Origin of the sequence: Paenibacillus periandrae (assembly GCF_022458865.1) — a bacterium.
GTDB classification, from domain to species: domain Bacteria; phylum Bacillota; class Bacilli; order Paenibacillales; family NBRC-103111; genus Paenibacillus_S; species Paenibacillus_S periandrae.
In genome coordinates, this window is sequence record NZ_JAJNMU010000008.1 from 331,355 (window position 1) to 341,398 (window position 10,044).

8 protein-coding genes and 3 pseudogenes are annotated in these 10,044 nt (G+C 39.4%); 1 reads left to right on the top strand and 10 read right to left on the bottom strand.

Annotated elements, in window-relative coordinates:
- Positions 1–344 precede the first annotated feature (344 nt).
- The 5 genes and pseudogenes from LRL21_RS15825 to LRL21_RS15845 form a co-directional block, all read right to left on the bottom strand.
- Positions 345–1,604, bottom strand: coding sequence for a hypothetical protein (locus tag LRL21_RS15825; protein ID WP_240416772.1), 1,260 nt, complete (start codon positions 1,602–1,604; stop codon positions 345–347).
- A gap of 1,157 nt (positions 1,605–2,761) precedes the next feature.
- On the bottom strand, positions 2,762–2,902 hold the full coding sequence (locus LRL21_RS15830; RefSeq protein ID WP_240416773.1) for a hypothetical protein: 141 nt from the start codon (positions 2,900–2,902) through the stop codon (positions 2,762–2,764).
- 288 nt (positions 2,903–3,190) lie between these two features.
- Positions 3,191–4,201, bottom strand: coding sequence for a hypothetical protein (locus tag LRL21_RS15835; RefSeq protein ID WP_240416774.1), 1,011 nt, complete (start codon positions 4,199–4,201; stop codon positions 3,191–3,193).
- Between the two features lie 98 nt (positions 4,202–4,299).
- Positions 4,300–4,734 (bottom strand): annotated as a pseudogene (locus tag LRL21_RS15840) (Tn3 family transposase); the annotation flags it as partial.
- 232 nt (positions 4,735–4,966) lie between these two features.
- A pseudogene (locus tag LRL21_RS15845) lies at positions 4,967–5,815 on the bottom strand (aldo/keto reductase).
- Between the two features lie 459 nt (positions 5,816–6,274).
- On the opposite strand from LRL21_RS15845, the gene LRL21_RS15850 reads away from it, so the two are divergent.
- The gene (locus LRL21_RS15850) at positions 6,275–6,583 is read left to right on the top strand and encodes an AraC family transcriptional regulator (protein ID WP_240416775.1); all 309 of its coding nucleotides are present in this window, start codon (positions 6,275–6,277) and stop codon (positions 6,581–6,583) included.
- 101 nt (positions 6,584–6,684) lie between these two features.
- On the opposite strand, the pseudogene LRL21_RS15855 reads toward LRL21_RS15850, so the two are convergent.
- The 5 genes and pseudogenes from LRL21_RS15855 to LRL21_RS15875 all read right to left on the bottom strand — a co-directional run.
- A pseudogene (locus tag LRL21_RS15855) lies at positions 6,685–6,858 on the bottom strand (helix-turn-helix domain-containing protein); the annotation flags it as partial.
- 628 nt (positions 6,859–7,486) lie between these two features.
- Positions 7,487–7,870, bottom strand: coding sequence for a hypothetical protein (locus LRL21_RS15860; protein ID WP_240416776.1), 384 nt, complete (start codon positions 7,868–7,870; stop codon positions 7,487–7,489).
- 258 nt (positions 7,871–8,128) lie between these two features.
- Positions 8,129–8,947, bottom strand: coding sequence for a hypothetical protein (locus LRL21_RS15865; RefSeq protein ID WP_240416777.1), 819 nt, complete (start codon positions 8,945–8,947; stop codon positions 8,129–8,131).
- 83 nt (positions 8,948–9,030) lie between these two features.
- On the bottom strand, positions 9,031–9,186 hold the full coding sequence (locus LRL21_RS15870) for an NUDIX hydrolase (RefSeq protein ID WP_240416778.1): 156 nt from the start codon (positions 9,184–9,186) through the stop codon (positions 9,031–9,033).
- A 222-nt stretch (positions 9,187–9,408) separates the two neighbouring features.
- A complete protein-coding gene (locus tag LRL21_RS15875) occupies positions 9,409–9,783 on the bottom strand; it encodes a hypothetical protein (RefSeq protein ID WP_240416779.1) in 375 nt (124 codons plus the stop codon).
- Between the last annotated feature and the right edge of the window lie 261 nt (positions 9,784–10,044).

Sequence of the window (10,044 nt, forward strand, 5' to 3'; positions counted from 1 at the left end):
TGGAACAAAGGGAGTATAGCCGGGCAGTTTTAGTCCGGCGCTGCCCCTGCCGTGGAATGTCTTTCGTCCACCCCCTAAGGGGGTGGCCTTGCATGGTCATAGGCGTGGAGTGGTAAGGTCGGAGCGTAAGGTATAAGCCCCCTGGTGCTCGGATCTAGAAGCATTTACAAAGAATTGTTAGTTCAATAAAACAGCGGCAGCCATGGTTTCGCCCATGGCTGCCGCTGTTTCGTTTATAGGGGGTCTATCTACAACTAAATTTCAAACACTGACCTTTGTTATCTTGAAAACTGGTGGGAAGACAATACTTCTAGTCTCTTGCTTTTTCAGAGACAATAACTCTTTCAAACTTTTTTTGGCTTGCGTTTTAATTTTTTGTTACCAATTGATATAAACCCCGGACTAGTATCGTCCTCTGAAGTCAAAATATAATTCTCATGAATGTAGTCTATCATTTCTTTTACTGAAGACGGTCGTTCCAGTATATATGTTTGTTCTTCGGCAGTTAAGCCATTCAACGTCGAATCGTAAAGACTTGTCATCTGAGTCACAACTTTATCAATCGGCTGGAAACTTTGCATAATTTCATTTAAGAACCTGGGATGGAATTTAAATGAGTTTCCTCCCTTACTTAGCTCAGGAAAGCCTTCCTTTGATGTGGTAAATTCAATGCCCTTACTTCGGAACTTATCTTTAAGTACTGCATGATCAAGATAACACAGAATAATGACCTCTACTTCCAACAGGTGCAATCTATTTTTCAGAGAAATGGGAAATGCGAGTGGAGGCATGTGGAATATGCTTTCCCTTGGTTCCTCGACCAAAGCTGAAAGCCCTGTCCAAGTAGGCTCTTTAAAATCGAACCGATCGGTTATGAGCGCGGAGCCAGCGTCTTCTATGTACTCAGTATTGATTGCTACATAAACTAAACCCGGTTCTGCTAGAACTGAGGAACTTCCTGATTCATTACTCATACATTCCTCAATAAGCGTATCAAGGAAGGAAAAGTTGTCCTGAAATTCTGTTACATCAACTACAATTGTTCTCGTAATCAAATCTGCTTTATATAACTTCCCAAAGCCTCTTTCTAAATACTCCTGCAACCAGAAATTTTTAGAGAATTGCCGCCCTGTTCTTCCCTTTAACATTTCTTCAATTTCATCTGGCGTCGATGTCTTACACTCGTAGATATGAATCTTGTCAGGTGACTGAATCACCTCTACTACATCCCCGGTTGTTATGCAACGAGTCGTATCTGCTAAAATATATATCTTCTCTTTGGCTAAAGGTTCAAATTTCTCTATTATCTTCAGAATAGTATCTTTTTGCGATGAAAGAGGCGTTTTCCCAGACTCAAACTTTCCTAATTGTCTTATTGTAAAGGATTCTAGCACAGACCACACCATGGCTTCGCTGATGGAGTAAAGCCGATTCTGATGATAAAGCCACTCCTCCTTCTCCGCTTCTCCGCTTTTCATTATTTCTTCCTCACACTTAAGCAGTGCTTTAACTAATTCTTTTTGTAGCTCCCAGAATGAATAAGGGCTATTTATTTTTTCAAACCTCTCGTATAGTTCATACCTGTAAGCCATTAATTCGTCCATACAGCACCCCTCTCTATCGTCTCAAGTATAAGCTTGAACATACCTGTGCCCTTATTCCTAGTTACTCTCTTTTGTAAGAGCTCTGATTTATATTACGCTAACTAGAACGCTAGTTCAATAACAACAGCGGCGGTCTAAGAGTGAACGACAAATAGACCCCACCTAGCGTTCAGATTGAGGCCCATGTATCTACTGTTTGTCGGCAATCGGACAATGTTCTTGTCATGAATCGGGAATCGGATCAAGTTCTTGTCATCGCCAAATGACAAGAACTTGATCCGATAACTAAAAAAGCCCGCGGGTTACGTGGACTTCATTCGGACAAGGTTCTTGACATCCGACAGTTGCGATTAACAACCATCTCAATGCACCTTTTCATACAAAGTGCAATCTGACTAAGCACGGTAAGCACTCATTCACAATGCGTAGATAGAATATTTCTCAAGGCTCGGCTCTATATTGGGGTATCATCCCTTCACGGAGGACACATATAACGGAGCCATCCGACCAATGGACTTGTCATGGTAGGGCAACGAAAGGTTTCAGTTCGCTGAACCCAAACCCAAATATATTATTCAAGCAATTTAAGATAATAAGAAGTTTAACTTTTTAGTACAGCATCTAGAATATGGATAACGCCTACAAAAATTCACCTCTAACATATCAAATATATAATATTGAAGCGTTCACTAATGAGGAAGAAAAACAAAAAGGGAAGCACCTCCTCCATTTTATCATTGATCGGCCCTGCCGCGCCGCCGGGACTCTCCCTCCGCCGCTCGAAGTTCGAGAATTTTCCTCGGGAGGGCCATGCCGATGAGGGATGCTGCTGAGGGTCAGCAGGAGCACATCGAGACACTGCCGCTGGTCTCCACCACGTATACGGGCGGACGGATGACTGTGCTCGGCCGGGACGTCGCGTCGGACGCGCGGCTCCTCTGCTGCCGTGGCAACTCGCAACCGCTGTATTGTGGGCGCTGATAGGCTTAGTGCCTTTCGGCGCCCTGCTCGGCCTGGCGCCGACACCGGCGATCAGCATGCTCCTCGGTCATCCGGTTACAGTGGGCGTCGCAGTGGTTCTGCTGTTCGTCGCGATCAGTTACAATTTGAGATACAGAGTCAAGTTCAATGTTGCTTAATATTCTCTTGTTGCATTTTTATTCTATCCTGTAATGAATTATGGCTTCGCTGACAATAGACCAAAATGCTGCATCTGTTAAATTTTCTGAATCGAGTCCTTGAAGTTCGGCAATTTCCTTAACTCGTTTCACATCGAATGTTTGTAATTCAACTTCCATGATGCACCTCCTGGCTTACTTTACTTTGTACAATGCGCCGGTTAAAACTTTTCTTTGTAACTTGCGCCTGGTCTAACTTCTGTGCTCTGCTTATAGCCTCAGATATATCGATTTGGCCCAGAGACTTAAACTTGTCTCTCAACCTGCCCCATTCAGAATACTCACTTGATCCATATTAATTTTTTCTTCCAATTGTTCATACGTCCACAATTTAGTAGCAGCCACAACATAGACAGGTTCTGGAATATCTGTACCAAAATAACTCATCTCCTAAGAATGTTTTCGTTCTTATTTGATGAAGTGTTCGTTTATTATTTTGTGAATCTGCTCTTCTTTTGCATTAAAGAATATTGTTAGAAATTCCGATAGGAATTTGTTCCCTAAAAGTGCAAAACCATTTTTATCCAAGGGCTGCACTGAGTAATTTTCTATTAATAATCTTCTAACTTGATGAACATAATCTGATACTTTGTCATGGTGCTTAATACTTTTTGAAATTTCTAAATGATAACTCTCATCACCTGACTCATCTGCAAATGCACACTTTGTTGCTATTGCGTAGTTTAGATTTACGATACAATTATAAGGATTTAGCCAGGTGGCTCCTCCCTTTTTAAAACTATCCAAAAGGTTATAAATAAGGCTACTTTCTATTTGTTCCACTGAGTCATATTCATTATGTAGTTCCGCTGTCTTTCTACAGGCGGAATATTCAGTTAGTGAAGACCAAGCTAAAGACGAAATCTTATTTGTTCGTATAGAATTAAATTCTTCTATTCCGTACCTTTTAACAATATTTACAATATCCTCTGCATGGACGAACTCATGTGCAAAAATATTATTTAAAGTCGTTCCGCTTTTTTCGGTATATTCATGAATATATCCGCTTTCAATTAGTCCTAATTTTGGTGCAGCAATTCGAATGGTGATTTTTAACTGACCATTAACTATATTTGTACTACATTCTCCAGCATTGTCTAGGTACCCAACAATTTCTATTCTGTTTATGTGTTCTCCGATATTTGAAGAGTCATAAATCTTCTGCATAATTTTGAAATACTTATCTTTTTCAAAGTAAATATTTCCGTATTTTTTTGGAAACTCGGTAACAATTCTATCAGGTCCCTTTAAATACACGACTTTGTTTTCAAATTCACTTTTTGAAAATCTATTTGCTGATAAACTTTTTTCTTCATGAGAATGATCTAATACTAAAAATTCCTTATCTTCTTGAAAATGATTTGAATTACTCACAGTTTTAGTGGCTGACTCTTTTTTCTTTTTCAGAAAATTAAACATTAGGTACCCCTCGTATTATGTAATGAACAACTTTTATATATTTTACCATCTAAAGTAATATTGAGGAAGTGAAAATCGACAGCACCCTTCATTCACGATCAGTGCAGGACCTTACAAATATCGAATTTGTATTCGCCTAAGAAATTGATTTGCTCCCATCCAAGGGGCCAAATAAGGTTTAATAGTTCTTCCTGAAGCTTACCTTGTTTTTTACGGTATTCAGTTGCTTGCTGGAGATACACAGTGTTCCAAACGCTAATCGCATTGATGATAATGTTCAATGCACTTGCCCGTTGGAGCTGGTCTTGTAACGCACGTTCTCGCAGGTCGCCATGTTTGCCGAAGAAGATCGCTCTGGCCAGTGCGTTCATGGCTTCCCCTTTGTTCAACCCCTGATGGATTTTGCGCCGGAGCGCCTCGCTCGAAAGGTAATCCAGGATGGAGATCGTTTTTTCGATACGCCACATTTTCCGCAGCGCGGTAGCCAAACTGTTCTGTCTTACATATGAGCCGATTTTCCCCATAATGAGTGATGGTTTGTTGGGACTGGCTAAAGCGTGATCCCACAAGCATCGGCGAATGCCGAGAGGCTATTGGTTATATATGAGGAGGGCATTAAAACTATAATAGGTTACTATCTAGTAAAATCCCCACTTGTTTTTCCATGATCCGAGGTGGGTATGGCAGTCCATTGTTAATAACGAATTATTTCCCGATTCTTTTGCGTAAACAGTACCTGCCTTTGGTCTTTCGAATTAGCGATTGTTAGATATCAAGTTTAAGGGTACTGATCCATTTCACTATTTCGGGATCGCGATGTAAAAAGAATAAGCTCTGTTTCGTATCTAACGTAGTAATTGACTCCATAACCTCTTGGTTTAATTCAAAATCAAAAATATTTAAGTTTTCGATAATTCTTTCTTTACGAACGGACTTTGGAATCACAACGACTTCTCTTTGTGTCAACCAACGTAAAACCACTTGAGCAACGGATTTATTATACTTTTCGGCTATGGATACCAATAGCTCATTTTGATACAAGTTATTTTCCCCTTCAGCAAAAGGCGCCCAGGATTGGATATGAACATTGTTTTCTTTCATGAATTTCGCACTTTCGATTTGCTGGTTGAAAGGGAGTGTTTCAACCTGGTTCACGGCAGGAACTACATCATTATGAATGATCAAATCGATCAGACGATCCTCATGGAAGTTAATAACGCCAATTGCACGGACCTTTCCTTCACGATACAATTCCTCCATAGCGCGCCAAGAACCATGCACGTCGCCGAATGGCTGATGAATTAAATACAAATCCAAATAATCAAATTACAATCTTTCCAGTGATTTTTCAAATGTTTTTTTTGTACGCTCATAACCGGCATCCTGAACCCAAAGTTTCGTAGTGATAAATAATTCCTCTCTTGCCATACTGCTCCGTTTAATTGCTCTGCCAACTGCTTCTTCATTTAGATAATAGGCAGCGGTATCAATCAGCAGATATCCTGTCATAATAGCGTCATAAATGCTTTGTTCACATTCATCATCTGGGATCTGAAAAACACCAAAACCGAGTATAGGCATCTCAACACCATTGTTCAAAAATACTTTTTGCATATAAAATCCTCCAGTATTTTCAATAATTTTGTTTAAATTACACTTTAATCTTATCCATTACTTCCCTATTAGGCATTTTTTATAAAAATATTTCCATGGCGTTCTTCCTTTTATACCTCCCAAGCTCTTATCTATTTCCCAAAAAAATCGCCGATGATTTAACAGTTGTACCTTCTGTGGTATGACTTTATTATCCATTACTGAACAAAGAGCTGATATCTAATTTGTCTCAAATGATTGCCTAATCCACTCAATGTCATTCCTTATTAGAAAACTAATGGTGTATAATAAAAATAAAACAATATAATGCATCAAGGAGAGGCCTATGCTTGAAGAAATAAAGATCCGACAGGATAACCTCACAAGACTGATTAACCCCCATTCGACAAGCGGGAGTATTGCAGACAACGATCCCTTCTCTGTTTCTTATTCGTTCGGATAACGTGGGTGAGCGAGGTTATGAAAGACGCTCAAATTTATGCCAATACAAAGGATCATGCTTTACGAGCCAAGTTTGTCGGTCAGATCGAATTATCTATTATGGATGCTGTGCTTCGTTTGGTTCAATTGCTCGATTCTCCTCAAGACATTCCGTTTCTTGCTCCTATTCATAAGAGAGAGATCATTTATAGACTTCTTCAAGGGCCATATGGAGCTACATATGCACAAATTGCAATGGAAGGAAGCAACACCTATCGCATCAGGGGCGCCATCGACCAAATCATCCAACATTATGGTGAACCCGATAATGTTGATTTATTCCAATAAATTAGGAGGGATTTAGGTGGATTACGCTACTATAATTGGGCTATCTCTTGCTTTTATTGCTGCAGCTATATTTCTATGGATATCTCAAAGGCCAAGCTAAAATATGCAACCTCAGTTGCATCTGCTAACTCTATTAACAATAGACTCCGGGCTTCCTGCAGCCGAAGCTGTCTTTGAAATTGAAGGGGGCTCATTGCAGTGATTTCTTTAAAGTGTCTGTGGAACGAAGAAAGGCTCATATTAGCGATATCAGCAAGTTCTTCAATCCTCAAAGGGTTGGTTATGAAAGTGCGTCCCAGTTTAGTCGTGAATATTCTCGCATGTTTGGTTTTCCTCCCAAGGCGGATATAAAGCGTCAGAAGGAAACATATGAGCAAACTGAGACAAATACAGATCAAATCCTCATAGGGACTTCCACTTTATGAAGAGTGAAGCGATGACTTACTATTTTAGTTACAACAACATGAAGGTAGATTGTTACAAGAAATTGATCATGATGGTATCGATAAATTTATGGAAGTCGAAGAAAGTGTAGTGTCTGAATTGCAATTGAAAAATTTCATAATATAACTTTATTTTCACTGGATAGCAAATAAAAGCAGCGGCAGTCTAGGTTTGTGTGCCTAGTCCGTCACTGCTTTTTTTGCGAGTCAGTCTAATTCAGTTTGTCCGGGTGATGATGTCGTTTGAGCTTAGAGTAAGGAGAAACGCCAAGAGATCTGGTATTCCAGTCCAACCGCCGCTGAAGAAGAAATGGGAAGCACGTCTGCCAGGGGTAGCCATCTGGCACCGCATCTGCTGTTCCTGTATCACCATCATCATCGTATACTAATCTATGATTTACAGGCTAATCAGCCTCTTTACCAGTGGTGGGAAAAGCAAGTGTTTGATGAAAATATAGTATTAGACTGGAGTTGTGGATTTGACGCGGTTTTTCAGTTGGAAAATCATTACTTTTTGAAGAATAAGTTTTAGACTGATCCATAAAAAGAAACAGCAGCGAACCAAGACTAAACTAACAGAAGCCATTATTAAATGCCATTCATGGTCCGTCATTCCCTTATCAGAAACAGTTTGCAGCAACCCGTATGCTTGCTCAAATGGATTGATCTGGTCAGAATAATCTTGCAGATAATTCAGTGCCCTTGCAAATGCTAAAATCATTTCATATGACCACTGTTCCTGAGGGTACTGCTGCAGGATTGATTTTATTTCATTATAATTATCTACAAGCTTCATTATATCCATCTCTGCCTCAAGATCGTTTATATACTGTATGTCAATCATTCAGCTTCACCTCTCTGGCTACAGTCATACTAACATACTAAATGGCATTCCGTTCTTTTTACCGGATTTAAGTGAACCGCTAAGAAGTACAAGCATCATGCTGCTCCCTTGCTATTTCATGTGCCAATTTTACCAATTACTGATGCATGATGTAAAAGAGGATTTCGTCTTATTTTTTTGCTATCCTGCCCGTTCGTATGAGGAAAAACAAAAATGAAGTATAACAGATCCGTTGATAAAAAGACGAGCGAACATGTGCTACGCAAGTCGCTCAGCTAATCTTTTTCCACGTTCGATAATTCTACCGTTAACTCCGTTTAAATACCACAACAGTTCTTCTTTCGTTTGTGGGCCTATTTCAGACCTCACTCCCCTCATAACGTCACTATGTCGAGGCACCAACGGAATGATGTCGCCCGCTTCTGTCATATATGATTTCAATTCCTGGATGTTACGGTAGGTAATTAGCGTTTCTTTATCCCACAAGGCATCGTCACTATTGACCAGTCGATGAAGCGATAGGTCCATATAATCACGATAATAACTGTAGCGGGCGGTGTTGAATGTTTGTCTTCCTTTGGTAAGGGAACCGAGTTTTTTCGGCACGAGTGCAAAATTACCAATGGTATGGGTCAATCCTGCAAACAATTCGAACGCCTCCAAGATTTCTAAAGAAAGGTTTTTTATTATGATTCGTTTTAATGCCTGAATATCTTTAAGAAATAATACATTCGTTTGTGAGGTTATTTTGTTTATACCAAAAGTTTCTCGAAGTTCATCCATACACCATGTCGTTAGAGCAAAGGCTAACACGGTTTGCAAGCTGTTCATCGTGTCAGTTCCCATGAGGATGTCACGATTACCTATGCGTATCGTATCAAAGTGATACCGAGAGACATTAAACCCCCATAACATGTTATAAACTTGTTTAGCTAACAAACTGCGATCACAATCGAAGTATTGCTCATATATTCCTGATTTGTACATTAAAAACTTACATAAGTTTCCTTGCTGACTCTGCTTGTACACCTCAATCTCATCTTTAAAATCATAATGATAGTCTATTATTTGTTTCATTTAGTTTCTCCCCTTTTTACAACAACGCTGTCCTTATTCTGTTAAAACCTTAGTTACAATGGGATTCAACTCAAGCTTCAAATTTATTTTTGCCCACCTTTGCATTCGCCGAGCTCAACACTGCCACCAGGTAAACTCCATCCTTTATCCCCATATGTCCGTTTTAGTAGAAGTACATGACCTTCGGAATTAAATATTATCGCATGAGCGCCGAATCTGAAAGTATCATTAAAAGCCATACATCTTCACCCCGCTTATTAGTAATCTGCTACGTATAAGAAGATTATTTCATAAAAATGGAAAGCAGACTAATAAAAATTGACTGATAAATTACTTATAGGCGTCCCAGCGTTATTCTGCCCTTTAGTTTAATAAAACAAGTAGGCTGCCGCGGCACCTGCTCTTTATTATGCTATTCAAATTAACGTTCCCCGTTAGTGTAATGGAAACTTGTTAACGTGTCATGGTTTTAGCGGTAAAACGTCGTATTCCAGCTTACTGAGTATTTCTAGTCCATCATTAAAAACTATCCTGTTTGCTCCATTCCAACCATTTTCCAAACCATACAAAATAAAATACTTAACTATTCTTGGGTAATACAAGTTAAATTTTTCAATATTGCCTGTAGCTGTTTTCTTTAAGGGGAAACCAACTAAAAGAGGGCTCCCCGTAATTGGGTCGTCCCAAGTACAAAAGTGGAAAGAACAGGTCATGTTCTTCAGTTTCTTTAATGATATTGAAAGAGAAACTTCGCTTACACCTTGATGATACTTTTTGTTAATCACATATACGTATTCTTTTTCTCCAACATTGATTTTCCTTATTATTTTCTTCATGCTCTTAGCCCCTATTGGGAAATTGGAAGTGTGTCGTTAACATCTTAACACATATTGGAAGTATCCTGCCCTTTAGCTTAATCCCATCTCTAGTCTAATAGTTTATTTTCCTAGTCTACAACTATATTTTCAATCTATATAGACCGCAATTAATAAACTGCCAAAGACACTCCAATCGCCAAATCGGGTAAAGAATAGTAATAACTTACCCGAAGGCGGCGATGAACATGAGAAACGAAGAAATCGAGCGGTTGAATGCAG